Raw genomic sequence first — 22,666 nt, forward strand, 5'->3', positions numbered from 1 at the left:
TGAGCACTCGCTTCAATAACGGAAAAGATACTTGAGGACTCATATAAAAGTGAAAATAATTTTGAGTGTTCACTCAAAATTATTTATTTTAGGGTTGACTAACTTTAGCAACGCGTTATGCTATTGATGGTTCGTAGATCAACACGCATCCGTCATCATGATGGCGGTTTATAGAGAGAGGGGCCGACAATGGCAAAAGTCGTGACATATCGCCACTTGACAGACGATGTTGTTGCTGCACCTGATCAAGAAACCGAGATCCCGGATAATTATCGCTGGGAGCCTTCATGGCGGTTCCGGATCAAAGCAAATTTGGTTTATGCGGGTTCTTGGCTTTTTGCCCAAGGGTATTGCCGCAGCGTCTTACATGTTCGCAATCGCAAGGCCTTTCGCCAGGCTGCCGGGCGCGGTTATTTTGTTTATGGTAATCACACTCAGCCTTTTGGGGATGTTTTCACACCCATGCGCGTGAATCAGTCGCGCCGGGTTTTTACGTTGGCATCACCGGCTAATCTCAGCGTGCCAATTCTAGGACGAATCGTGCCTTATGGTGGCGGTTTGCTGGTGCCAAGCAAGTTACATCAATTGCGCCCGTTTGCTCAAGCCATTCGGCGCGTTATCAAACAACGACATGTGGTCATGATTTATCCTGAAGCCCATGTCTGGCCTTACTATACCGGCATTCGGCCGTTTGAAAATGGTGCTTTTCATTATCCGGTGACAACCAATGCACCAGTATTTGCAACCACAATGACTTATCAAGCCCGGCGGTGGCGGCAAAAGCCACGCCGGATCTTGTATGTCGACGGCCCTTTTTGGCCAGATGAACAGTTACCGCTCAAAGCGCGTCAGCAGCAGTTAGAGGCGCAAGTTCGAACGGCGATGACTACTCGCGCCGCCTTGAGTACGGCAACGTATATTCACTATCAGCAGCGAGAGGAGGCGGACTCATGACGATGAACATCATGTTTTGCGGTGATGAGAAGATGACGGATGGCGTTTTGATTGCTACCTTGTCATTGATGCGGCATACCGATCAACCATTGCATATTTATGTGTTAACCGCCAAGCTAAAAGTCAGTGGCCATGCTTACCAGCCATTCTCTGAGGTGACGGCTGAGCGCATGGCTGACTTGATGCGGCAGGAGAATCCGCAGCACCGCTTGACGCGGATTGACATCACTGATTTATTTATGGCTAATCCGCCGCAAGCAAACATGACCACGATGTTTACCCCTTATTGCATGTTGCGTTTGTATGCTGATTTGATTCCTGAGTTGCCAGATCGTGTGTTGTATCTTGATACTGATATTGTGTGCCGTCGATCGTTTAGCAACCTGTATCAAGAACCAATGAAAGACGTCGATATTGCTGGTGTATTGGATCATTATGGCAAATGGTGGTTCCATCATAAATTAACCTGGTTTGATTATATTAATTCCGGAGTTTTGCTGATGAACCTTGCTAGCATTCGGCAAGATGGCTTGCTGGTTCGCTGTCGGCGCCTGATCCGCCATCGTTGGCTGTTTATGCCAGATCAAAGTGCACTGAATATCATCGCAAAGTCAAAGCAGATTTTGCCGCGGAAGTATAATGAACAACATAAAGTCGAAACGGATACTGTCTTCCAACATTTCACCACCTCATTCCGTTTCTGGCCGCGGTTTCGTATTGTGACGGTCAAGCCATGGCAAATCAGTGCTGTTCATCAACAACTTGGCCTTCATGAATATGATGATCTATTAAACGATTATCGTCAGTTGGCCCCAAAATTGAAAGAAGTGTCTTAAATGCCTCAACAAACTACGGTTCCCATTTTCTTTTCTGTCGATGACGGTTACGTACCGTGTCTGGCTGTTGCTTTGACATCTATTCGAACGAATAAAGATCCGCAAACTGATTTCGTTATCAACATTCTTAACAGTGGTTTACTTCAAAAGAATCAGACGCGGCTTGCGGCTTTAGCAGCGCCGCATTTTACGATTAACTTTATCGACATGGACGCGGTCACGCAGCAGATTAGTGGCGACACAAATAAACTGCGCGGCGATTATGTGACGTTGACGATTTATTTCCGGCTATTCATTGCTGACATGTTCCCGCAATATGATAAAGCGATTTATATTGATGCCGATACGGTTGCCGATGGTGATTTGGCAGAATTGTTTACGACTGACCTAGGCGATAATTTAGTCGCTGGTGTTGCAGATCCGGTGATGATGACATACCCGGAAACCATTGAATACATTCAGCGTGATTTTGGTGTTCAACCAGGTGAATACATCAATTCCGGGGTATTGATTTTGAATCTCGCCCAGATGCGGCAGGAACATTTCTCCGACCGGTTTCTGCATTTGCTAAAAACGTATCATTTTACAATGATTGCCGCGGATCAAGATTACATCAATGTGATCGCACAGCATCGAATCAAGTACCTGCCAAAAACTTGGAATATGCAAACAGGTGTCCCGACTGCTGCTGAATCAGGCGGCAAGTTAATTCACTACAATCTTTTTGGCAAGCCATGGCATTACCGCGATGCTAAGTTAGCGGCAAACTTTTGGCATTATGCGCCAGCATCTGGTTTTGAAACGGATTTGAAGCAGCAGTTGGCGGCGTTTACGTCAGCTGATCAACAATCGGATCGGGACAGCATGGCGGCGATGCTAAAAACCGCCGTTCAAGTTTGCCATACTGATAACACGATCTTGAACGCAATCAAGCATGGTGAACAGGTGGCGCTATGAAATCCGGCAAGTTTGTTGGACCAGACCGAGCCGCGGTGATCGAAAATATTCGTCGCGCGGTGGCGGCTAAGGCATTCAACGTTAAGGTGGAAGAACACGACCCGACTTTCTCGGAAGCACAAGAAACAGCTATTATTGATCATTATTTACATCAGCGGCAACGCTGGACATTCCGAGTGAAAACTTTTATTTGCCGATTGCTGGTGAATGCTTATGCAGTGAGGGTCACCAGCGATGTTGAAGTTGTTGGGGTTGAAAAGATTCGGGCGATTAAAAGCGGTGGTGTCATCACGAGCAACCACTTTAGTCCGTTTGAAAATATGGCGATTCGCAAAGCTGTCCGTTTAGCTGGCCGCCACCGGATGTATATCGTGAGTCAAGACACCAACTTGGCCATGAAAGGGTTGCTGGGATTTGTCATGAATTATGACGATACAATTCCACTATCCGGTCGTCCAAGTTTTCTTAACGGACCATTTATGCAAATGCTAACGAAGGCCTTTTCTGGACATCATTGGGTGTTAATTTACCCAGAGCAAGAAATGTGGTTCAATTATCGCAAGCCGCGTCCACCCAAGCGCGGATCATATTTTTATGCGGCTGAGGCCGGGGTGCCCATTATCTCGTGTTTCACTGAGATTCGTGATTTGAAGGCGCGTGAGAATGATCAATTACGCGAGGTCAGTTATGTCCTGCATGTACTTGATCCGATCTACCCGGATCGCAACTTATCCGTCAGAGACAACAGTTTTCAAATGATGCAACGCGACTATGCTCAAAAGCGGCAGGCTTATGAAGCTGCTTATGGCAAGCCGCTGACTTATGCATTCAGCGACCAAGATATAGCTGGTTGGGACCCGCAGTAACTAGCAAGAAATATTTTTATTTCATTTAAAAAGAAAATGTGCTCGGCACTTGTTGGACAATCTGTCCGCCAAGTGCCGATTTTTTTGAGCATGAACGGATCAACTAAATAACCGAGGCCAAAGTGACAGTAAATGTCTCGGTGCCATTTGGTATGCTGCGGCGAATGCCAACCGTAACCTTCATAGTGATCGATTGATAGTGGCGCACAGGTCCTTCACCAACTTGCTTGTTATGCTATAACGGAAGTAAGAGGTTATATTTGAAGGAGGCTACGCTTTGATAGATGTTATAAATAATCAAGCTTTTCATCTTCACAACAATCAAATCAGTTATATTTGCGCTTTGCTGCCGAATGGTCAGCTTGGGCATCTTTATTTTGGTCCGCGCTTGTCATTAACTAAGAACGACTTAACCTATTTGTCTCAAGGCCCAAGTCCGTTTGCGTGGATGGCCAATTTTTCAGACGACCAGGAATTTGCCTTGGGTGATGCACAACAGGAGTATCCCGTTTACGGAACTGGTGATTTTCGCCAAGGCAGCCTGAGTGTGACTCAAGATGATATGCCAATTTATCCGAACTTTGTTTTTAAAGATGATCAATTGACACATACGAAAACGCGGGACTTGCACCATCCGACGAGTTTCGGCAATCCGGCATTGACCGATGTGCTGACGATTCATCTTGAAGATAAAACGGCCCAATTGTTGCTAACGTTGCAATATACGATTTTTGCCGACAGTGCGGCAATTGTTCGTTCCGCCACACTAACCAATCAAGGCCTAGATTGCATAATTAAAGTTACCACCCAGAAAATGTGAAAAAAGACCTGTCCGTTCTTGCTAAAATGGTGTTTGCATAACATACCATCTAGAGAGAAGGACAGGTCCCATGGCCATTATAACCTTAATTGAACGATCTCAGATAGAACTGATGCAACACCACACGATTCAATACATCGCCGCGACCTTAGGCCGCTCTCGTATTTCTATTAGGCATGAGCTTCACCGTTGCCCTGAAGGTGATTACTGCGCCATTATAGCTCAGGATCATGCCGATACTTGTCGGCATCGTTGTGGTCGGCACTCGATTTTAACGCCTAAGTTGAAGCGGATGGTAACTGAGAAGCTAAACCTAGGTTGGTCCCCTGAAATGGTCGGTTATGCCGTTCACTGTGCGCCACACACGATTTACCACTGGATTTATCAAAGACAAGTCGATTTTCAGCCAAGCCAACTCTTTGATCACGGTAAACGTCATAAAAGAAGACAAGACCTTCGGTCGCGCTATAACCAAGCAGTAGGCACCTCAATTGAGATTCGCAGTGAGTCAGCTAATCGGCGAACCGAAAAAGGACATTTAGAGATGGATACAGTTCGCGGTGGTCGCGGGTCAAAGGCTGCTGTTTTGACCATTGTCGATCGGGTGACACGTTTAATGGCGACAACTAAGCTTGAAAACTTATCACAAAATGCTGTTCTCAAGGGATTTGCAAGACTGATGGTGGACTTTCCGGGTCCGGTTCGATCAGTGACGGTTGATCACGGTAAAGAGTTTTCCTGCGATCAGGCGCTTACAAAGCGCTATCGGATACCGGTTTACTTTTGCCACGCCTATCACCCGAATGAACGGGGCACAAATGAACGGTTCAATCGAGAACTTCGCTACTATTTCCCGAAGGGAACACAGTTTGATCAGGTTTCAGAGACCGATATTCAACAAGCCACAGCGCTTATCAATAACAAACCTAGAAAATGTCTCCGTTGGCAAACCCCAGTTCAAGCAGTGAGCAAGCCTCTTTCTAGGTGGTAACTTTATTATTGCAATCTAGGAAGGGACAGCACCAGTGATGATTCAACGCATGCTGAGTGGCGTTTTGAACTTGCCGCAAGGACGGTATGACGTTGTTCATTTATCTGGTAATTGGGCGAAGGAGCGTCATATTCAAACGCAACCGTTAACCCAGGGAACTTTTTCAGTTGAATCGCTACGTGGTGCCTCCAGTCATGAACAGAATCCTTTTGTGGCCTTACATGCAGCGGGACAGCCGTTTGCAGCAGGCGATACCTATGGGGCGAACTTGATTTATTCGGGCAACTTTCTGGACAGCACCGAGGTCAACGAATGGGATCAGACTCGATTGCTAACTGGCATTCATCCCGCATCGTTTAGTTGGCGGTTGGATCCAAAAACCAGTTTTACCACGCCAGAAACCGTGTTTAGTTATAGCTCTGGTGGTCTTGCCGGCTTAGCTCAGGCCAATCAACGTTTTGTTGCTCGCCATATTATTGATCCGCAATGGCGTCAAAAGCAGCGTCCGGTCGTCTTAAACAGCTGGGAAGCGACTTACTTTGATTTGAACGAGAAGAAGTTGCTCAAGTTAGCGGCACTCGGCAAGCAGGTCGGTGTGGACTGCTTTGTGCTGGATGATGGCTGGTTCGGAACGCGCGACAATGATTTGAGTTCCTTGGGTGATTGGTTTACTAATAAGCATAAATTTCCCGACGGTCTCGGCCATTTTGCTCAGGAAATTCACGCGATGGGCCTGCAGTTTGGCCTTTGGTTTGAACCCGAGATGGTTTCACCGCGATCTCAATTCTTCCAAGCCCATCCGAATTGGGTCGTTCGACCAAAAAAGGGTCGTATCTCGATCACGCGTAATCAATATGTGTTAGACTTCAGCAACCCAGCTGTCGTCAACAATATTTTTGAACAGATGCAAAAGGTCATCACTGAAACCAACTTGGATTATGTGAAGTGGGATCTTAATCGCAGCATTACAGAGGCCTTTTCACCGTATCTCGAAAAGATCGGTCATCCGCAAGGCGAGTTCTTCCATCGTTATGTACAAGGCGTGTACACGCTCTATCAGAAGCTGCTAACAGCATTCCCGCATTTATTGATTGAAGGGTGTGCCGGCGGTGGTGGCCGCTTTGATCTGGGCATTCTGTTCTACAGCCCGCAAATTTGGACTAGTGATGATTCCGATGCGATCGAACGCCTCGCCATTCAATCAGGCACGGCTTTGGCCTATCCATTGAGCTGTATGAGCAATCATGTGACGGCCGTGCCGAATGAACAGGTTGGTCGATCAACGCCGCTGGTCACGCGGTTTCGGGTGGCGGCCTTTGGGATTCTTGGTTATGAACTGGATCTGACCAAACTTGATGCGCGAACATTGGCTACGATCAAGGCTCAAATTGCCTATTACCACGCCTTACAACCGCTAGTACTGAAAGGCGACTTTAGCCTATTGTTACCGCGACAGTCCAATGGTCAGAATCAGGTGGCGTGGTTGCTCAGCGCTCATGATCGCAAGCACCTTGTTCTTGGCTTTTTCCGAGTCTTGGCTGATGCAGACAGTCGCACCGTGCAGTATATGAAGGTACCATTGGCAAAATCTGACACACCGTATTGGGTCAATCAGCACACAGGTCCAATTTCCGGGGATGTCCTCCAGCGCGTTGGTGTGCGCTTACCAGTCCAATTCAACGGCGCCAATCGCGCACAAGCTCAGTTAATCGGTGACTATCAATCGGCACTGTTGACCTTTGATAGTGTGGCAAGTTTGGATCACATTGAAAGCCAGCAGACCGATGCCGACAAGCAAACAGTTGCCCATTAAATGTGCTGCCGAACAGCTTTGGTTTAACAATGGCTGTTCAGATCAGGAATATGATTAAAAAAAGCCCGATAAACGAGTTGCAAGTATCAGTTTTTGACTTGCAGCTCATCTATCGGACTTGTTTGTCCCTTTTTAGTCACGATGCTTGCTTACTAGCAAAATACCAGTAACCAAGCTCATGGTACCGGCAACGATGCCAACAGCACCAGCGACAAGTGTCACAACACCAACAGATCGAGAAAAAATTTTGCTCAAGAGATTAACACCTTTCTATTGTTTGGCAGGATCGTAACTAACAACAATGCATGAATCTTGATTAGGATTCTCAATCCGTTCATCGTTCGATTCATTGTTCAATAAATCTGGTTCATCGCTATGACGAAAGCGCGCAGTAAAAACAGTTTCGTCATTAATCCGTTTAATGTAACGCGCAGCTGCGCCGGGACTGACCAATTGAATGGACGTTGATTTGCCATCGTTAACGGCGTCATTCAGTTCGGCAACAGTACCTGCTAAATCGTCGTGCGAAAACCCAGCAGATTCTAAAATGCTGAGAAGTGCTTTTACTTTGTCGTTCATGATTTTCCTCCTACTTGTCATTTTCAGACTCACGGCACTATTGTAGCAAATATTTACTTACGGAAGGTAAGCTTTTGTCTGCTAGGTGACGACAAGGACACATTTTCCAAACAACCCAAAATAAAAAGCCCCAAAACGCTGATTTACCAGCATTTTAGGACTAACTAGAAGTAAGGGAAAATGTCATAATGGAGGTGAGGAGTCTCCAACTCGATTGGCCTCAACCACTGATATAACAGCATTTGTGCGGTGGCCTTACTCCAAATGTTACCTAAAATGTTACCTGTTCCATATATTCTGCTAATTTGTCGATGCCTTCTCTAGCGTCCGACTGATTCATGCCAGCATATATGCGAAGCGTCACATCGGGCGTAGAGTGACCCGCAAGCCGCTGCACAGTTGAAACATCAACACCACTGCGAATCATATTCGTTACAAAAGACTTACGCAGACCGTGCAATGTGATGCGAGGTGTAAGGTGGTTTGCTTCAATAATATCTTTCAGCCACTTGTTAGGCCTGTTAATGCCTAAACGTTTTTCAAAGTGTTGTGGAGATGGAAACAGTGGCCGATCATCTCTAATGCTGATAATCTTGCTTGCATCAAGTAATGCTATCCACTTTTTAAGCTGTATTGTCACTTTCGGGGTTAATGGTATTGTGCGCATACCCGCGGTTGACTTGGTGCCTTTAATTGATTCCTTACCATTCAGACCAGTTGCATAGGCTTTATTGATTGAGAGTGTGGACGTTTTGAAATTAACATCTGATACGTTCAGGGCGCATAGTTCTTCACGCCTGATACCGGTGCTAACCATCAGCAGAAACATTGTGTACTTTTCTGGATCGTTATTAGGATCAATGCAAGTTAGGAATCGGGCGACTTGCTTGTTATCCCAGTACACTGGTGACTTTCCAGATCGTACCCCGCGTGGCAATTCGACACCGTCTGCGGGGTTCTTTTCGATGTACTGCATCTTAACAGCAAATGAGAGTATCTTTTTCAAATAAATGAAACGTTCCTTGTATGCCTTGGTGGTTGTTTCTCGCCACTGACTGACAGCACTTTGAATGCTGCCGGTTTTTATCGCGGTGAGAGTTTTAGAACCAAACATAGGGATCAAGTGGTTATTGAAAAGCTGCTTAGTCTTATAGGCTGTACTTCCTTCCACAGTTTGAACATAGATTGGCCACCACTGATTGTACAAATCACTAAAGGTATGAACCGGTGGGGTAGTGTCGTTTTCATCATATAAACCATTAGCCACGTCTAGCTTGAGTTTTGACTCTAGTAGACGTGCTTTTTGCATGCTTTGAACATTGCGAACAATATTCTTGCGTTTTCCAGCAACAAGCCCAGCATTGACCGTTACGCGGTAGCGAACTGCACCAGACTTAAGCTCGACTTTCTTAATTGCCATATTCTTCTCCTATCCGTCACGCTGGGCAGGCGGTGTTAGATTGGAGAGTTTTCGCCGGAAATGGCGAAAAGGTGGCGGCTGATTTTTCAGCCATGATAATAATCATGCTTAATGGATCTCCACAGTAACAAGAATCCTAATGTATCTTCATAAGAAGGACAGCTTAATCACTAATTGTATACTGCCCGTGGTTGTTTAAATATAACCTAGATATTTGATTGTTAATTGCATTTTGTATTTTCACAAAATCATCAACGCCAAGAGGTTTTTGCCTAGAATCAGAATCGACCAATTGTACTAACAGAGATAAAACAATCTGAAGTTCTTCTATGTTTTCGTGCAAATGCTCACTACGACTAGACGAAATATAAAATCGCAATATATGAGAAACAATATTTTCCGAGTCCTCATCAATATTACCCCCATATTCCGAGCCGATTGAAAGCACTATATTAGCGAGACGTTGAAATGCTTCGCTTCTGACTTCAAATTTAATATTTTTTAAATTGCTGTTTGTTAGTGTTTCAGCCGGAGCATCAGTCAGTCCCATTAAATAAGCAGTATTTGTTTCAAAAATATCAGCTAGTTTTTTTAAAACTTCAGCAGAGGGTGTTCTCGTTCCACGTTCATAGTTGCTAAGAGTTGTTATGGGCATACCAGCCTTCTTTGCAAGTTGGCTTAATGTCCAGCCTTTTTCGTAGCGAAATGCCTTGATTCTATTTTTCAAAGTGATCACCTCCTGAATTGATGTTACTCGATTTGAAAAAAATGTCTAGCACCTATTTACAGATATTCATTATGAGTATATAGTCTATTTATACCCGAAACGGGTATAAACTTTTGTTTACTCATAGTGAAGGAGGCTAAACCAATGCAACTACAGATTAGCACTACATCAGAGTTTGAGAACAAGCTTCGGTCGCTCGTACGTCAAACCGTGGCAGAGATGATGCCACAGCAACAGACCAACCAGCCGCAGATTCCAGAATTCTTGAATCTTGGAGAGGCATGCAAGCTTTTGTCTGTCAGCCGCGGCACACTCGACAAGCTCATCAAGCGTGGCGAAATCAAGGTAACGCATGTAAATACTGCCAAGCGCATCAGCAAGAAGCAGTTGATCGAGTTCATGGCATCTAGGGAAGTTTAGACTGCTGGGCAGGCGGCAAATTGTAAGCAACTTATGGCAGGCGCAGGAGCGTCAGGAAGGCACAACATCATGAAGCTATTCAGTAAAGAAGAGATGGCACTAGACCGCGAACTCGGAGATTTGATGGACGACGTTAGCCTCAACATTCTGGCCATTACAGAAGACAGCAGTGTCACGGTTGGTGGTAAGCATGTCCCCAACAGTGAGCTGGCAATCACGGCTGCAAAAGAGCTGCTGCGGGTATCGGAGATCCTAAAGCTGTATGAAAACGAGGATGATGCCGATGATTAGCATTATTACGTGGCTACTAAGCCACCCGCTCACCGTCCCGGCACTCTGCATGGCGTTCCTGATCGGGGCCGTCTGCGGCGCTTATTTTCAATTCTCGGAGGACGATCGTCATGCCAAAAATGGTTAGCACAAAATATGGCTGGCAATGGCGAGACTACGTGCAAGCTGATGCTGATTGTGATCGGTACTGGCAAGCGCAAAAAGCCGAGAAACGCTCACTGATTGAAGCCACAAAAAAATCGCCAAGAGTTGCACCTCAAGGCGAGAAAAAGACAAGCGAAAAGCTATACATCAACTTTTAGCTTGCCTCGAATTGGTTACTTTGTCAAGGAAAACGGAGGCAATTATGATGAAAAATGTTTCAAACAGCACCAAAGCGCCTGATTTAGGTGAGGCGTCTTGGAACCTCAGCACTGCAAAAGGACTTTTAGAAGCCCTTAGTGATGAATTCGACATTATGGAAGGCTCTGTCGTTTCATATCAAAGCAATCGTAATGAAAAAAATGCTGCAATCTTGGCATACGGTACGGATCGCTCATTTTATACATGGATGGCGCTACTGAAAGCAATTCAAGAATACGTTGATAGCAGCTTGGCAACGATTGATGAGGTAAACAAATGATGAAGGAAGATTACTATACAACCGCACAGGCACTTTTGAGCGATACAAGTGCAATGGTGAATATCTTGCGACATCAGATCAATAATGAACAGCAATCAGCACTGGCCGACACAGTCGCTGACATGATTATTGATGCTCGCCGTCTACTTATGGAGGGAGATGCTGTCGATGGTCGACGTGCTTAAAGTAGCGCTTGGATATCAGCAGCATGGCTTTGCAGTCTATCCACTTGCGCCCGCGACCAGAACACCGATTAATGGTTCCCACGGCTATAAGGACGCTACCAAAGACCCAGAACAAGCCAAGAAATGGTGGGGCGAACATCCTAATTACAATATTGGCTTGGGGCTTGATGGTGTGCTGGTATTCGATATTGATATGGGGCATAAAAGCGAGGCTAATGGCAATGAGTCGTTGGCTAAATTGAGCGCTGAGGGTCGTGCTGATCAAATTCCATCTACCTATATAGAAACAACGCCAAACGGTGGACTTCATATTTTCTTCACCTATCCCAAGGAATTGCAGCTAACCAGTCGATCAGATCTGTTCTCTAAGAATGGCGAGAAAACCGGCCTTGATTATATTGCAACTGGTGTGCCGGTTTTTCCTAGCATTCGCGAGAACGGCATGTATCAACCACTCAAAGGGCACAAGATCACCAAGCTAGCCCCAGTGCCTCAGTGGTTACTAGATGAAATCCAACGTGTCAGCCACCCTAACCCACAGTTGGGTGGTTCAACAGTTTATCGAGGTAAACGATGGACAGGCAAGCTACTAGATGAAATAGTGAACGGCACTAGTACCGGCAATCGCAATGATTTTCTGACTATGATTGCTGGCAAAATGTTTTTCACTGGTGCAGAACCGCAGACAGTATATAACCTGCTGTTTACAACTAATGATAACTATCTAGATACACCCCTGTCAGAAGCCGAAGTGAACAAGATTTTCAAGTCAGTATTGAAAGCCGAAGAGAGGAGGCGTGCGGTTGGTTAAAGCAATGCCCGAAGATATTAAGCAAGAAGCCAAGAAAGTGGTCAACGTTGATTTTACAGGCCAAGAGCAATGGCGAAATGACCTTAAACTTGATGGCAATGGTGGGATTAGAAAAGATTCGGTGGTTAATATTCAACTGCTACTTGATAATGATCAAGCCTTCGCCAATGTCGTTGCTTGGGACGACTTTTCAGAGATGCTCATCAAGACAAAAGGCGTTAAAGGATTGCCGATTCGTAAGGGTTTTTGGACTGATGAAGATGATGCTGTCGTCCGCTCATATATGGAGCGTAAGCACAATCTCTTGTTTAGCAAGCAGAATGAGCAAGATGCCATGGTTGTTGTTGGCAAGGAACATTCAATTAATCCGGTTAAAGACTGGATTGAAACGGAAAAATGGGACGGTACCCCTAGAGCAGAACGTTACTTCATCGACTATCTAGCTGCCGAGGACAATGAATATACCCGTGCTGTTACTCGTAAATGGTTAGCTGGCGCTGTAAAACGTGTCTATCAACCCGGTTGCAAGTTTGAACTCGTTCCAATTCTTGAAGGTAAACAAGGACTTGGTAAGAGCACGGCTGCTCGTAACTTATTCCCGACAAAGTTCAGCGATTCATTAAAATCAATGGGCAAAACGGACGAAGATTATAAGAAGCTGCAAGGTAACTGGATCATGGAACTCGGTGAACTTTCTGCAATGAAAAAAACTGAGATTGAGTCGGCTAAGAGTTTCATTAGCGCCCAGTCTGATTCATACCGAGGGAGTTATAGCCATTATGTTTATCCACATTTACGCAAGTGTGTGTTCATTGGCAGCACTAATCAACAGGACTACTTGAAAGACGCTACTGGTGAACGCCGTTTCTTCCCTATCAGATGTGGCGTTACAAAGCCCACAAAGGTGGTGTGGCGCAATGAAGAAAGCGTGCCGAAGATCAACCACGATGTACATCAGGTACTGGCAGAGGTCAAAACATGGGTGGATGCAGGTGAGAGTGTCTTTGCTGATGATAAGCTGATGCAACTGGCTAAACCATATCAACAAGAAGCAGAGACCGTTGATCCTATGAAAGAGGCCATCGAAGACTTCCTCAACATGAAAGTACCATCAAACTGGGAAAAGTTGTCATTGAGCCTAAAGGCCAGCTTTTTTCACACTCATATTGATCATAACGGCGATGTTGCTACTTGGTTACAACAGCACCTGGATGCTGGAGAATTACAACCAATGCAACAAACCACGACTAGAGAGATCATGGAAGTCGTGTTCGACAAGTCAGTCGATCGTTACCTGATGGGGCGCACAAACTCTGATGCAAAACGGATCAAGCTCATTATGGACAACATGCCCGGTTGGCAAGCGCAACGAATCCGTATAGCCGGAGGGCAACCGCGCGGATACGTTCGACAGTAAACTTCATATTTTTAACGTGGCACAAGCGGCACACGTGGCACAATGCAGTAGTATCAACGCTTACAGCGATTTGATACGTGGCACAGACGTGGCACAAGACGGGGCATACGTGGCACATATTAATTCCGTGCCACGCGTGTGCCAGGTATGTGCCACGTAGAATTTCAGAATTGGCACAGATAAACCCCGTTATATCAACGATGTTCCAGGTGTGCCACGTGTGCCACGTATAAAACAAACAAGTTTAAAACTACCCACAAGGAGAAATTGAAATGACAAAAACAGCATATCGCAAAGCAGCACTTGTAGACGTTAAACACGATCGAGACAAATGGGCTGAACTTGGGGCGCTTGTAAAAGAACGCTACTTAGTTCGTAGCATGACACCAAAAGATTGGTTCATCATTGTTAAGCAACGTGAAGGCTATGAAATTGAAGTATATCCAACGTTTGAAATGTCAGATGGTTTTCAATTCTCACATGTTAATCTATTGACACGATCTTCATATGGAAGCATTAGCCACATTGCATACCATGAACTTTGCTCCTCAGCAAGTGACACTATTAGTTCAATTGACCGCATGATTGATCTCGTCAAGGATAAGAGATATTAAGAACCCCCAAGGCCGAGATGAAAGCGAAGTGATGCAAATGAGTGTGCCTTTGCACATTTGCATGCACCCCGGGTGCCGTCGCATGATCCCGTTCAATCAACGCTTTTGCGAGGAGCATAAGCAAGACAAGAGCAAACAAGCGACGAATCAGGAACGCATGCAATACGAAGAGAAGGAATTACGTTTCTACAAGTCAACAACATGGACAAAGCTTTCAAAGTCATTCAGGTTGCGCAATCCAACTTGTGCTAGCTGTTTGAAACGTGGGATTATTCGTCAAGCTGTGCTTGTTGATCATATTGAGCCAATCAAAACAGCTTATGGTTGGCAACACAGGCTTGATGAGAGCAATTTACAAAGCTTGTGCCAGACTTGTCATAACGCCAAGACCGCCCGGGAGGTAGCACAACGCCGGATGAGATCCCCCAAGAGATCGACCCCCGCCCGCAAATTTTAGAGCGAAAGAACGGTCGGCCTCTTTTCTTTTCGATGAATACCGAAAATCACAGAACCTATGTATAATCAATGTGTTATAATTATAATAGGTATAAACGAATACAAATTCAGAAAGGACGTTACACATGGGAGCACCCCTAAAATCAGTGACTAACCTAAGTGCACATTTATCCAAAAAACAGTTAGCTGATCGTGTTGCCTCTGAAAAAGCACTGTTCACTTACAAAGAATTGCAAGTACAGCCCCCTACATGGCTTGATGACTATGCTGTGACCGAGTGGCACCGTATTGTACCATTACTCAAAAAAGACATTCCAGTGAGTGAACTAGATGCCGCCCTGATTGCCAGTCATTGCCAAGCCTATTCTGACATTCAGAAAGCTGCCGAGCTAATTCAAGAACAAGGTATGATGGTTGAAACCACCGATAGTGTGAAAGCTAACCCAGCAGTTAAAATGAAGCTGGATGCCACAAATCAAATGATGCGCATTGACGAAGTATTGGGACTGTCAGTGTATAGCCGGGCGAAACTTGCCTTAAAGAGTGAGACTAAGAAGAAGCCTGACGATCCGTTTGCAGAGCTGGTGTCATCGTGAACTATGCGACTGAATACACCGACAAGGTACTAAGTGGTGAGATTGTTGCCGGTAAAAAAATTAAGCAAGCAGCAAGACGTTATCGCAGAGATTTGAGAGCCAGCAAGCGCAAGAAGAATCCATGGCCGTATTACTTTGATGAGGACTTTGCCAACAAAGCCATTGAGTTTATCGAACTGATGCCGGCACGTGATGGGTCACCACTCAAGTTAGAGCTGTTTCAGAAGTGGTTGATTTCAGAGCTGTTCGGCTGGCGTGATAAGGAAACTGGCAATCGCCGGTATGATCGAGCCTACATCAGCATGGCACGCAAGAATGGTAAGAGCTTCCTGATGGCTGATCTAGGTGCGTTGTATCTCCTCAGGGAGAACAAGCCAGCCATGAACCGAGAGATCGTCTATACAGCCAACAGCAACGCTCAAGCACATTTGGCTTTTGACATGCTGTCTAGTGGTTTGCGTCAGGTCTCTAAGATGTCTAAATCGGTGCGTGATCGTTTGAAGATCAACCGTAACGAAATCATCGACTTGCCGAGCAACAGCCCAGCTGTTCCGCTTGCGTCTGATCTGCATAGCCTAGATGGTTATCAAAGTGACTTGGCTATTATTGATGAGTTTGCCTTAGCTCGTAGCGATGAGATTCTACGAACACTCAAAACTGGCCAGATAAACAGCGACAACAGTTTGTTGGCCGTCATCTCGACCACGGGGCCAGACCTGAATGGTCCTATGTATAAAGAATATAAATTTGTCTCCAAAGTCTTAACCGGTCGCGAACAAGCAGATCGGTATTTTATTGCCATTTTTGAGCAAGACAGCAAGGATGATGCCTTTGCACCAGAGACTTGGGAGAAGTCAAATCCACTACTGGCTAATGCTGAAAGAGCGAAGACAATGCGGCCTAGCTTGCAAGCTGATGTTGATCTAGCAGCCAAGCAAGGAACCCTGCGGCCAATTCTCGTCAAGAACTTCAACATGTGGCAATCAGCCAGAGCAGACAGTTACATCAGTCTTGACGACTGGGAGAAAGCCACTATCGAGCCACCAGACACCAGAGACAAGGACGTGTATATCGGACTTGACCTTTCCAAGTCTAGCGACCTGACCAGTATTTCGTGGTTAGTTCCAGAAGATGGCTACCTGTATGCTGACAGCCATTCATTCGTAGGAACGAAGTACGGACTGGAAGAGAAAATCAAGCGTGACGGATTCGACTACATCAGTGGTGCTAGTCGTGGCGAATGTAGCATTACCAAACTCGACAGCGGCATGATCGACTATGACGAAGTTTTGCGCTTCATTCTCGACCTGATCGAACGGAACCAGTGGAACGTGCGTGCCATCTGTTACGATCCCTTCGCGATGGGCTACCTGATTCCAGAATTTGAAAAACGCGATTTGCCACTGCTTGAGGTGCGACAAGGTGTTAGAACACTTTCAATTCCGACAACTCGTTTTCGTGATGATCTCTTCAATGGCCAGTTAAAGCACCCTGATAATCAGTTACTGGCCTATGCGGTGAACAACGCTATTCTGAAATATGACGCTAATAACAATCCAATTATCGATAAGGCTCGCAACGCTACGAAGATTGACCCCGTAGCCGCACTGATGAATGCTTACACAATTGCAATGGATCAAAGCAAGGAAAGCGAGGTGGCAGACAATGACTTTTATTCGAGCGATGACTTTAGTTTTTAATGTGCAGACCGTGCTATTACTACTGGGGCTGATCTGTATGGTTGTCGGTATCTGGTGGCTGTTCGGGTTTGGTGTTGGCATGATAGCAGTCGGCACGGCTCTTATCTCTGTCGCAGTCATCATCAACTTCAACAAAGGGAGGTGAAACAATGAGCTTTTTCACGAATGACACAACACAACCACGCGATGACAACAGCGACCCGTTCTTAGATGCGCTTGTCAGCATGACCAGCAACGACAGTGGCCTATATGTGGGGATTGGTGCTTTACGTAATTCGGATGTGTTTACGGCGGTGCGCGTGATTGCCAGTGATCTTGCAACCAATCCGATTGAATACAGTGACAATCGTATCAGCGTGCTTCTTAACAAGGCACCCAATGGCCACATGACCGCATGGGCGTTCAAGTTTGCCATAGCTGCTAACATGTTGCTGAATGGTAACAGCTTTGCACGGGTTACTAAGAATCCCAGCGGACAAGTTACTGGCTTTGAGTTAGTCCCCAACAGCCAAATGGTGGTTAAACAAGACGATACGACCGGCATTATCAGCTACGAATACACGCCTGACAACGGCCGCTCACAGCGTTTAAATTCCAGTGAGGTATTACACTTCAAGTGCTTCACACAAGACGGCTACAAAGGAATATCGCCGCTTTATAGCCTCCACGATGAGGTCGGGGTGCAAAAGTCTGGGCATGCGTTGCTGAAAGGTTTCTTCAACTCTGGTGTCCAAGGGACAGGCATTCTTAAAGTCAACAAGACCCAACTAGACACCAAGGCCAAAGAAAACATCCGGAATAAATTTGAAGCTGCCAACAGTGGTGATAATGCCCTCAAGACCATCATTCTAGACAATGATATGGACTATAAGCAACTCGAAGTTAATACTGACGTGCTGAATCTAGTCAATTCTAGCGATTGGACAACGAAGCAGATTTCCAAAGCGTTCGGGTTACCACTGGATCGGCTGGGTATCGAAAGCGAGCACTCAAATGCCGTACAGTCTAACGTGATGTACTTGCAAAACACGCTGATTCAGTATTTTACCTGCTTCACAAGTGAGATGGATGCCAAACTGTCCACAGGTGACAACCGGTTCAGCTTCAACACTGACAAGCTATTTTCAGCGGACCCAGCCACGATGCAAGAACTAGCAGTTAAGGGGCTGCAAGGCGGTGTTCTGACCACTAATGAAGCACGAGCCAAGTTAAATCTGCCACCAATTACTGGAGGCGATGACATCATGGCCAGCCTCAACTACACACCACTAAACAACCTGACAAACTATCAAAACACAAGACAAAGGAGTGATCCAGAAAATGAATCAAGATGACGTAGAAAAACGCCTGAATCCTGACGCTGATCTGGCTGCCGCCGATGCGACTAAAACAGACGACGATCAAGATAAGGCTAAAACCGGTTCAAAGAAACTAAGTGGTTATGCAGTAGTTTTCAATAGCCCAAGCAAGGATCTTGGAGGCTTTAAAGAAGTCGTTGATCCGCACGCATTCGACAATGTGGACTTATCAGACGTCTATATGGTTTCGAACCATGATTTTAGCCAAGTCTTAGCCAGTACCAAGGCCGGCACGTTGACCTTAAACGTGGATGATAAAGGCTTGCAGTTTGAAGCAACCTTACCCGATACGACCACAGCCAACGATGCCTATAACAACGTCCAAGCTGGTAATCTGTCAGCCATGAGTTTTACTTTCAATGCTGCGCCAGACGGTGACACGTTCACTAAGGACGACAGTGGGCAAGTGATCCGTACCATCAAGCAAGTAAAGAGCTTGTTTGACGTCTCACTGGTAGCTATTCCAGCGTATGACGATACCAACGTCCAAGTGGACAAACGCAGCTACACTGAATGGTTGAAAGACCATGTAGAAGATCCAGAACAGCAACTACCACCAACCGAAAAACGAAAGGGAGTCAATCACATGACCGAAAAAACTATTATTGATAAAGAAGAACATACCGAGTCCCGCGCTTACGAAGACTATATTCGTAGCATGGGTGAGCAACGCGATGGCTTAACGACAACCACTGCTGGTGCAGTCGTTCCTAAAGAAGTCATCAATGATGTTTGGGACTTAAAGCAATCAGATTATGACCTGGCTAAATACGTCACTGTGAAGCAAGTAGGTACCCCTGTAGGCACCTATCCGATCGCCCTTACCAACAATGGCGTTTTAGCCACCAAGGCAGAACTTGCAGACGTGGCCGATGTTGACGCCAATATGTTTAAAGGTGTTGACTACAAGGTTGCTACCCGTGCTGGCAAGATTTATCTGTCTAATGAACTGGTAGAAGACAGTGAAGTTGATATTGTTGCCGAGGTTAAGAATCAACTCAAGAAGCTAGTACAAAACACGGACAATAGCAACATTATCAGCGTTCTGACTGGCAAGACGGGCACCAACGATAACTTCAAGCACATCACTGGCACTGGTCTCGATGACCTCAAGCAAACTTTCAATGTTGAGTTAGATCCAGCACTGTCCTTGTCTGTTATCGTCAATCAGGACGCTTTTAACTACCTTGATACCCTGAAAGACAGCGAAGGCCGTTACTTGTTACAACCTTCAATCACGGCACCATCAGGCAAGCAACTATTTGGGGCGCCGGTGATCGTGATTGCTAACGAAGTATTGCCGACTGATAAGGCGGGCACCTATCGGATCATCATCGGGGACTTTGCTCAAGCAATTTTCTTAGCCCAAAAGAACGAAGTCAACACCCAGTGGGAACGGTTCGACAGTTATAGCCAAGGCTTGGCCGTCGTGATCCGCAACGACTATGAAGTGGTTGATCCAGACGCTGCTCGAATCGTTGACATTACACCGGTAGCAGCCACGCCAGCAGCATAATTTAGTGGGGGCGTGCCTTAGGGTACGCCCCTATTTTTATATAGGAGATGAGCATATGAGTGTTACCACAGAAGATCTAAAGAAAGCACTGCGCATTAGCCACAGCGAAGATGATGCTATGTTGTCAGCCTACTTGTTGACGGCAAAGCAGTTCGTGATTAGCGCGGTTGACCAGACCCTTACGGATGAAAACTTTGGAGATGATCCTCGTTTTGACTTTGCTGTCTCGTTGTTAGCACAACACTGGTATATTAACCGTGGTGTCGATGGGGCAACGTATGTACCAGATAGCGTTGTGAGCATGATTCAGCAGTTGCGAGGTGTTGACTATGCCACTGGTAAATAGCATCAGCCAACTGAATGAACTCATTACTTTAGTGAGCTACACGATGGGTAATGTAAATGGGGTTCCTGTGAGCAACGTCAGGAAAGAGCACTTCACGACATGGGCACTTGTGTTAAGCCAATATTTAAGCGAAGTGAGGGCGTCAGTTGGGACGAAGCTCGAAGATACAGTGACCTTTGTTGTTCGGTATGATCAGCCAGAAACTATCCTTAACTCATGGCGCATTGAATGGCAGGGAAAGCAGTACGACATTGTGAAACTAACACCGGACACAGCCAAAAAACAATGGACAACAATCATAGGAAAACCAGTTGCCAATAAATAAGCTTTAACTTATAATTAGGATAGTCCTAGGCGATAAGCGGGCAGAACCGTTTTAACCGACGCACGGCATAGCTAACCGGTGGCGCATTTTATAGACCAAGTCAGATTGATTTCTCGTAGCAAGTGAAGGACATTCCTCAACCCTCGCTGATACGGTAGTCATAGTTTTCCTTGACTTGTTTCATTGCTTCTCATCTAAAGTAGCAATATCATTGGGCGAAGCGGGCAGAGATGCCCGTTTTTTTGTGTGCTGAGAGACGCATTCTGGTGCACGCTGAACAAGTTTAACTTGAGGTATGGTCGTTCTGGACAATAAAAATCGGTTAGGCAATCCGGAATTTCGGGATTGGCTCAACAAAGTCCGAAATTCTGACGTTCAAGAACGAACCAGCAAATTGTGGGTTCGTTGGGAAAAGGCAAGTCAAAAATATTGACCTGCTTATGAGAACCAAGTGACAAATATTCACCTAGTCAATGGATACAAAAATAGCCACCTCATAGCGAAGTGGCTATTTTGTGTTAGTCATGTAGCTTTTCTTGTAGTTTATCTCCAGCATTATCAATGCCCTTAGCTGCGAAGACTGTACCTGCAACTAAAACACCGCCAACGATGAGAGTACTAGCAACCATAAACTTAAATGCAGCTTTTAAAGCGTCCATAAAGATGTCCCCCTATCAGTCTTTTGATCTGCCAACAAAGAAGGAGACCACGGCAACAACAATAATTGCGCCGATAATTGAAGGAATCAAAGCCATTCCTGCCAGTTGTGGCCCCCAATGGCCTAAAAGTCCCTCACCAATTGCAGAACCCACTAATCCTGCAATGATGTTAGCAAACCAGCCCATCGATTTTCCCTTGCTAGTGATAGCACCAGCAATTGCACCAATAATAGCACCAACAATTAAAGCCCAAAGAAAATGCATGATAATTCCTCCTTTTTGGTTATATTGTCTCTATAGACGAACACAGTATAACATACAGTAGTAACAATAGATAATAAAATAGCCGCCCGTAATGGACGGCCACCGCCTGCCAAGCAGATTAAAATGTTACCTAAATGTTACCTGATGTTACCAACTAATGATAATCAGTGACTATCTGCCAAACATAAAATGCTGCTACACCGGCATTTTGAACACCGATGAAAGCTAATGATAATGATAAGTGGAGGTGAGGAGAATCGAACTCCTGTCCATCACCCCTGCTACATGCAGCTCTACACCTATAGCTGACTTATTTAAAATTCGCCGCGATGTCGCGCCAGCCAGCAAGGCTAACACAAGGCGGCTAACCTACTAGTCTCTTGTTAATGCCTCAGGTGGCAACATTAACCGTAGCTCAATCATTTGAGACCCAGACCCGACCCTTGAGCGAAGTCGGAAGGATCACGCTAGCTGGTTATTAAGCAGCTAAAGCGTAAGAATTTTCGTTCTTTGCAGTTATATTAACTGTTCCGTTGATGACGGAGCCGAGCCTCCGAGGTGCACTGCATGTGCGAAAAGCAATGTCGAGACCATTACACCCCCGATTAAGGTGCAAACGTTATGATACCACGGTATAATTAAGCTTGTCAAAATGTTTGGTTTTAGACTGGCATCAATTTCGGATTTAAGCTATTTTTATGGAGGCATGTCTATGATTCTACTTATTGCCGGATGCATGCAATTACTGATGGGCATCCTTCTTGCTGTTTTTCGACCACGTCATCAATCTGGTTTTTGGGGCTACACGTCCTATCTTGCCGGGGTGAATGCCGAAAGTTTTCGCTTGGCACAACGTTGGTTTTGCCAAGCATTGATCATCACAGGCGCACTTGAAGCCGGTGCGGGCTGGTTGATCCATTTTCTGGCATGGGACAATTTCTTTATTGTTTGGCTATTTTTGGCCGTCATGTTGTTTCTGCCAGGATTTGTCTATACCGAGACGCGGTTAAAGCATTATTTGCAAGCCCATGATGCACTGCCTTATGACTATGTGTCACCAGACGATGCACCGAAACCGCAACGCAAAAAAGGCTTTAAAGATCTGTGAAATGAGGGGTACATC

Annotated in this window: 28 protein-coding genes, 1 other RNA gene and 2 pseudogenes; 24 read left to right on the forward strand and 7 right to left on the reverse strand. The window is 45.6% G+C overall.

All coding sequences use genetic code 11. The features are described 5' to 3' along the window. Window positions 1-189: 189 nt before the first annotated feature. From AC07KQ_RS05125 to AC07KQ_RS05155, 7 genes and pseudogenes are all read left to right on the forward strand, one after another. Window positions 190-954 carry a lysophospholipid acyltransferase family protein gene (locus AC07KQ_RS05125; RefSeq protein ID WP_003564418.1) on the forward strand — a complete coding sequence of 255 codons (765 nt, stop codon included), beginning with the start codon at window positions 190-192 and terminating at the stop codon, window positions 952-954. Continuing rightward, entirely contained in the window at window positions 951-1,790 is an 840-nt protein-coding gene (locus AC07KQ_RS05130) for a glycosyltransferase family 8 protein (protein WP_013245596.1), read from the forward strand. Before AC07KQ_RS05125 ends, AC07KQ_RS05130 begins: the two co-directional genes overlap by 4 nt. Continuing rightward, window positions 1,791-2,747 (forward strand): glycosyltransferase family 8 protein, encoded by a 957-nt coding sequence (locus AC07KQ_RS05135; protein ID WP_003578518.1) that lies wholly within the window; start codon window positions 1,791-1,793, stop codon window positions 2,745-2,747. Beyond that, complete coding sequence (locus AC07KQ_RS05140) at window positions 2,744-3,613, forward strand: lysophospholipid acyltransferase family protein (protein WP_003569724.1); 870 nt, start codon at window positions 2,744-2,746, stop codon at window positions 3,611-3,613. Before AC07KQ_RS05135 ends, AC07KQ_RS05140 begins: the two co-directional genes overlap by 4 nt. 277 nt (window positions 3,614-3,890) lie before the next feature. Next, window positions 3,891-4,394 (forward strand): annotated as a pseudogene (locus tag AC07KQ_RS05145) (glycoside hydrolase family 36 N-terminal domain-containing protein); the annotation flags it as partial. Between the two features lie 109 nt (window positions 4,395-4,503). Then, window positions 4,504-5,424, forward strand: coding sequence for an IS30 family transposase (locus tag AC07KQ_RS05150; protein WP_003574021.1), 921 nt, complete (start codon window positions 4,504-4,506; stop codon window positions 5,422-5,424). Between the two features lie 19 nt (window positions 5,425-5,443). Beyond that, window positions 5,444-7,237: pseudogene (locus AC07KQ_RS05155) on the forward strand (alpha-galactosidase); the annotation flags it as partial. A 132-nt stretch (window positions 7,238-7,369) separates the two neighbouring features. Here the strand turns inward: AC07KQ_RS05155 and AC07KQ_RS05160 are convergent. The 4 genes from AC07KQ_RS05160 to AC07KQ_RS05175 all read right to left on the reverse strand — a co-directional run bounded on the left by AC07KQ_RS05160 (window position 7,370) and on the right by AC07KQ_RS05175 (window position 9,972). Next, window positions 7,370-7,492, reverse strand: a complete 123-nt coding sequence (locus AC07KQ_RS05160) for a hypothetical protein (protein WP_003564429.1) — start codon at window positions 7,490-7,492, stop codon at window positions 7,370-7,372. A 15-nt stretch (window positions 7,493-7,507) separates the two neighbouring features. Beyond that, window positions 7,508-7,816, reverse strand: coding sequence for a hypothetical protein (locus AC07KQ_RS05165; protein ID WP_003569727.1), 309 nt, complete (start codon window positions 7,814-7,816; stop codon window positions 7,508-7,510). Between the two features lie 271 nt (window positions 7,817-8,087). Continuing rightward, window positions 8,088-9,236 (reverse strand): tyrosine-type recombinase/integrase, encoded by a 1,149-nt coding sequence (locus AC07KQ_RS05170; protein WP_013245598.1) that lies wholly within the window; start codon window positions 9,234-9,236, stop codon window positions 8,088-8,090. A gap of 163 nt (window positions 9,237-9,399) precedes the next feature. Next, window positions 9,400-9,972 carry a helix-turn-helix domain-containing protein gene (locus AC07KQ_RS05175; protein WP_048481301.1) on the reverse strand — a complete coding sequence of 191 codons (573 nt, stop codon included), beginning with the start codon at window positions 9,970-9,972 and terminating at the stop codon, window positions 9,400-9,402. Window positions 9,973-10,107: 135 nt separating this feature from the next. On the opposite strand from AC07KQ_RS05175, the gene AC07KQ_RS05180 reads away from it, so the two are divergent. The 16 genes from AC07KQ_RS05180 (at window position 10,108) to AC07KQ_RS05255 (ending at window position 20,620) form a co-directional block, all read left to right on the forward strand. After that, window positions 10,108-10,383: a helix-turn-helix domain-containing protein gene (locus AC07KQ_RS05180; RefSeq protein WP_013245601.1), complete on the forward strand. Its 276-nt coding sequence runs from the start codon at window positions 10,108-10,110 to the stop codon at window positions 10,381-10,383. Window positions 10,384-10,452: 69 nt separating this feature from the next. Then, entirely contained in the window at window positions 10,453-10,674 is a 222-nt protein-coding gene (locus AC07KQ_RS05185; RefSeq protein ID WP_013245602.1) for a hypothetical protein, read from the forward strand. 110 nt (window positions 10,675-10,784) lie between these two features. Further along, window positions 10,785-10,976, forward strand: coding sequence for a hypothetical protein (locus AC07KQ_RS05190; RefSeq protein WP_013245604.1), 192 nt, complete (start codon window positions 10,785-10,787; stop codon window positions 10,974-10,976). A 44-nt stretch (window positions 10,977-11,020) separates the two neighbouring features. Then, window positions 11,021-11,296, forward strand: coding sequence for a hypothetical protein (locus AC07KQ_RS05195; protein WP_013245605.1), 276 nt, complete (start codon window positions 11,021-11,023; stop codon window positions 11,294-11,296). Further along, window positions 11,293-11,481, forward strand: a complete 189-nt coding sequence (locus AC07KQ_RS05200; protein WP_013245606.1) for a hypothetical protein — start codon at window positions 11,293-11,295, stop codon at window positions 11,479-11,481. The genes AC07KQ_RS05195 and AC07KQ_RS05200 overlap by 4 nt, the downstream gene beginning before the upstream one ends. After that, window positions 11,465-12,292 carry a bifunctional DNA primase/polymerase gene (locus tag AC07KQ_RS05205; protein ID WP_043925799.1) on the forward strand — a complete coding sequence of 276 codons (828 nt, stop codon included), beginning with the start codon at window positions 11,465-11,467 and terminating at the stop codon, window positions 12,290-12,292. The genes AC07KQ_RS05200 and AC07KQ_RS05205 overlap by 17 nt, the downstream gene beginning before the upstream one ends. Further along, window positions 12,285-13,709, forward strand: a complete 1,425-nt coding sequence (locus AC07KQ_RS05210; RefSeq protein ID WP_274991075.1) for a virulence-associated E family protein — start codon at window positions 12,285-12,287, stop codon at window positions 13,707-13,709. Before AC07KQ_RS05205 ends, AC07KQ_RS05210 begins: the two co-directional genes overlap by 8 nt. 272 nt (window positions 13,710-13,981) lie before the next feature. Then, entirely contained in the window at window positions 13,982-14,323 is a 342-nt protein-coding gene (locus AC07KQ_RS05215; protein WP_013245609.1) for a hypothetical protein, read from the forward strand. Window positions 14,324-14,405: 82 nt separating this feature from the next. Further along, window positions 14,406-14,780 (forward strand): HNH endonuclease signature motif containing protein, encoded by a 375-nt coding sequence (locus tag AC07KQ_RS05220; protein ID WP_013245610.1) that lies wholly within the window; start codon window positions 14,406-14,408, stop codon window positions 14,778-14,780. Between the two features lie 124 nt (window positions 14,781-14,904). Further along, window positions 14,905-15,375: a phage terminase small subunit P27 family gene (locus AC07KQ_RS05225; RefSeq protein WP_013245611.1), complete on the forward strand. Its 471-nt coding sequence runs from the start codon at window positions 14,905-14,907 to the stop codon at window positions 15,373-15,375. After that, window positions 15,372-17,075 carry a terminase large subunit gene (locus AC07KQ_RS05230; protein ID WP_274991074.1) on the forward strand — a complete coding sequence of 568 codons (1,704 nt, stop codon included), beginning with the start codon at window positions 15,372-15,374 and terminating at the stop codon, window positions 17,073-17,075. Before AC07KQ_RS05225 ends, AC07KQ_RS05230 begins: the two co-directional genes overlap by 4 nt. After that, window positions 17,041-17,220 carry a hypothetical protein gene (locus AC07KQ_RS05235; RefSeq protein WP_013245613.1) on the forward strand — a complete coding sequence of 60 codons (180 nt, stop codon included), beginning with the start codon at window positions 17,041-17,043 and terminating at the stop codon, window positions 17,218-17,220. The genes AC07KQ_RS05230 and AC07KQ_RS05235 overlap by 35 nt, the downstream gene beginning before the upstream one ends. Window positions 17,221-17,224: 4 nt before the next feature. Continuing rightward, window positions 17,225-18,409 carry a phage portal protein gene (locus tag AC07KQ_RS05240; RefSeq protein WP_274991073.1) on the forward strand — a complete coding sequence of 395 codons (1,185 nt, stop codon included), beginning with the start codon at window positions 17,225-17,227 and terminating at the stop codon, window positions 18,407-18,409. Further along, window positions 18,396-19,949 (forward strand): phage major capsid protein, encoded by a 1,554-nt coding sequence (locus AC07KQ_RS05245; RefSeq protein ID WP_013245615.1) that lies wholly within the window; start codon window positions 18,396-18,398, stop codon window positions 19,947-19,949. Before AC07KQ_RS05240 ends, AC07KQ_RS05245 begins: the two co-directional genes overlap by 14 nt. Window positions 19,950-20,004: 55 nt before the next feature. Next, a complete protein-coding gene (locus AC07KQ_RS05250) occupies window positions 20,005-20,295 on the forward strand; it encodes a head-tail connector protein (RefSeq protein WP_003586097.1) in 291 nt (96 codons plus the stop codon). After that, a complete protein-coding gene (locus AC07KQ_RS05255; protein WP_013245616.1) occupies window positions 20,279-20,620 on the forward strand; it encodes a phage head closure protein in 342 nt (113 codons plus the stop codon). The genes AC07KQ_RS05250 and AC07KQ_RS05255 overlap by 17 nt, the downstream gene beginning before the upstream one ends. 518 nt (window positions 20,621-21,138) lie before the next feature. Here the strand turns inward: AC07KQ_RS05255 and AC07KQ_RS05260 are convergent. The 3 genes from AC07KQ_RS05260 to ssrA all read right to left on the reverse strand — a co-directional run bounded on the left by AC07KQ_RS05260 (window position 21,139) and on the right by ssrA (window position 22,146). Beyond that, window positions 21,139-21,279, reverse strand: coding sequence for a hypothetical protein (locus AC07KQ_RS05260; RefSeq protein ID WP_003568371.1), 141 nt, complete (start codon window positions 21,277-21,279; stop codon window positions 21,139-21,141). A 15-nt stretch (window positions 21,280-21,294) separates the two neighbouring features. Continuing rightward, window positions 21,295-21,543: a GlsB/YeaQ/YmgE family stress response membrane protein gene (locus AC07KQ_RS05265; protein ID WP_003568375.1), complete on the reverse strand. Its 249-nt coding sequence runs from the start codon at window positions 21,541-21,543 to the stop codon at window positions 21,295-21,297. A gap of 239 nt (window positions 21,544-21,782) precedes the next feature. Beyond that, window positions 21,783-22,146, reverse strand: a transfer-messenger RNA (tmRNA) gene (ssrA, locus tag AC07KQ_RS05270). A 109-nt stretch (window positions 22,147-22,255) separates the two neighbouring features. Between ssrA and AC07KQ_RS05275 the strand changes: the two genes are divergently transcribed. Continuing rightward, window positions 22,256-22,651 carry an SdpI family protein gene (locus AC07KQ_RS05275; protein WP_003584155.1) on the forward strand — a complete coding sequence of 132 codons (396 nt, stop codon included), beginning with the start codon at window positions 22,256-22,258 and terminating at the stop codon, window positions 22,649-22,651. The last annotated feature ends 15 nt before the right edge of the window (window positions 22,652-22,666 follow it).

This window comes from Lacticaseibacillus sp. YLM2-1 (assembly GCF_056583465.1).

What these genes read in the sequence shown, in the direction of transcription:
- AC07KQ_RS05125 (WP_003564418.1), top strand. Translation starts at nt 190, where the DNA reads ATGGCAAAAGTCGTGACATATCGCCACTTGACAGACGATGTTGTTGCT.
- AC07KQ_RS05130 (WP_013245596.1), top strand. Translation starts at nt 951, where the DNA reads ATGACGATGAACATCATGTTTTGCGGTGATGAGAAGATGACGGATGGC.
- AC07KQ_RS05135 (WP_003578518.1), top strand. Translation starts at nt 1,791, where the DNA reads ATGCCTCAACAAACTACGGTTCCCATTTTCTTTTCTGTCGATGACGGT.
- AC07KQ_RS05140 (WP_003569724.1), top strand. Translation starts at nt 2,744, where the DNA reads ATGAAATCCGGCAAGTTTGTTGGACCAGACCGAGCCGCGGTGATCGAA.
- AC07KQ_RS05150 (WP_003574021.1), top strand. Translation starts at nt 4,504, where the DNA reads ATGGCCATTATAACCTTAATTGAACGATCTCAGATAGAACTGATGCAA.
- AC07KQ_RS05165 (WP_003569727.1), bottom strand. Translation starts at nt 7,816, where the DNA reads ATGAACGACAAAGTAAAAGCACTTCTCAGCATTTTAGAATCTGCTGGG.
- AC07KQ_RS05170 (WP_013245598.1), bottom strand. Translation starts at nt 9,236, where the DNA reads ATGGCAATTAAGAAAGTCGAGCTTAAGTCTGGTGCAGTTCGCTACCGC.
- AC07KQ_RS05180 (WP_013245601.1), top strand. Translation starts at nt 10,108, where the DNA reads ATGCAACTACAGATTAGCACTACATCAGAGTTTGAGAACAAGCTTCGG.
- AC07KQ_RS05185 (WP_013245602.1), top strand. Translation starts at nt 10,453, where the DNA reads ATGAAGCTATTCAGTAAAGAAGAGATGGCACTAGACCGCGAACTCGGA.
- AC07KQ_RS05190 (WP_013245604.1), top strand. Translation starts at nt 10,785, where the DNA reads ATGCCAAAAATGGTTAGCACAAAATATGGCTGGCAATGGCGAGACTAC.
- AC07KQ_RS05195 (WP_013245605.1), top strand. Translation starts at nt 11,021, where the DNA reads ATGATGAAAAATGTTTCAAACAGCACCAAAGCGCCTGATTTAGGTGAG.
- AC07KQ_RS05200 (WP_013245606.1), top strand. Translation starts at nt 11,293, where the DNA reads ATGATGAAGGAAGATTACTATACAACCGCACAGGCACTTTTGAGCGAT.
- AC07KQ_RS05205 (WP_043925799.1), top strand. Translation starts at nt 11,465, where the DNA reads ATGGTCGACGTGCTTAAAGTAGCGCTTGGATATCAGCAGCATGGCTTT.
- AC07KQ_RS05215 (WP_013245609.1), top strand. Translation starts at nt 13,982, where the DNA reads ATGACAAAAACAGCATATCGCAAAGCAGCACTTGTAGACGTTAAACAC.
- AC07KQ_RS05220 (WP_013245610.1), top strand. Translation starts at nt 14,406, where the DNA reads ATGATCCCGTTCAATCAACGCTTTTGCGAGGAGCATAAGCAAGACAAG.
- AC07KQ_RS05225 (WP_013245611.1), top strand. Translation starts at nt 14,905, where the DNA reads ATGGGAGCACCCCTAAAATCAGTGACTAACCTAAGTGCACATTTATCC.
- AC07KQ_RS05235 (WP_013245613.1), top strand. Translation starts at nt 17,041, where the DNA reads ATGACTTTTATTCGAGCGATGACTTTAGTTTTTAATGTGCAGACCGTG.
- AC07KQ_RS05240 (WP_274991073.1), top strand. Translation starts at nt 17,225, where the DNA reads ATGAGCTTTTTCACGAATGACACAACACAACCACGCGATGACAACAGC.
- AC07KQ_RS05245 (WP_013245615.1), top strand. Translation starts at nt 18,396, where the DNA reads ATGAATCAAGATGACGTAGAAAAACGCCTGAATCCTGACGCTGATCTG.
- AC07KQ_RS05250 (WP_003586097.1), top strand. Translation starts at nt 20,005, where the DNA reads ATGAGTGTTACCACAGAAGATCTAAAGAAAGCACTGCGCATTAGCCAC.
- AC07KQ_RS05255 (WP_013245616.1), top strand. Translation starts at nt 20,279, where the DNA reads ATGCCACTGGTAAATAGCATCAGCCAACTGAATGAACTCATTACTTTA.
- AC07KQ_RS05260 (WP_003568371.1), bottom strand. Translation starts at nt 21,279, where the DNA reads ATGGACGCTTTAAAAGCTGCATTTAAGTTTATGGTTGCTAGTACTCTC.
- AC07KQ_RS05265 (WP_003568375.1), bottom strand. Translation starts at nt 21,543, where the DNA reads ATGCATTTTCTTTGGGCTTTAATTGTTGGTGCTATTATTGGTGCAATT.
- AC07KQ_RS05275 (WP_003584155.1), top strand. Translation starts at nt 22,256, where the DNA reads ATGATTCTACTTATTGCCGGATGCATGCAATTACTGATGGGCATCCTT.